Below are 242 nucleotides of genomic sequence, written 5' to 3'. Positions count from 1 at the left end.
ACCGATTCCATCGCGATCCGCATGTAGGCTTCCGGGCACGACTGGCGATCAAGGTCGACCCTCACCAGTTCGGCGATGTTCCACGCGTACTCCTGACCACCCGGGGAGGGCTTGGTATCGAGGTAGTCCAGATATTCCGGCGAGCCGAGGCGCATTTCGGGCGGAAGGGTTTCACCCGTGGAGGGCTGGGCGGAGAGGGCGGCGCCCGGTGCATCAGCTAAGGGCATCCACGCATCAAACTG

Annotated in this window: 1 protein-coding gene; it reads right to left on the bottom strand. The window is 63.6% G+C overall.

What is annotated here, in order from left to right:
• Positions 1-242: hypothetical protein (locus RMT89_RS45055; protein ID WP_315889537.1), on the bottom strand; the 242-nt coding region annotated here is incomplete at both ends.

It is taken from the genome of Streptomyces sp. P17 (assembly GCF_032436805.1).
Taxonomy (GTDB): Bacteria; Actinomycetota; Actinomycetes; order Streptomycetales; family Streptomycetaceae; genus Streptomyces.
Note: the sequence above shows the minus strand (reverse complement) of the source record. Positions and strands in the feature narration are given on the sequence as shown.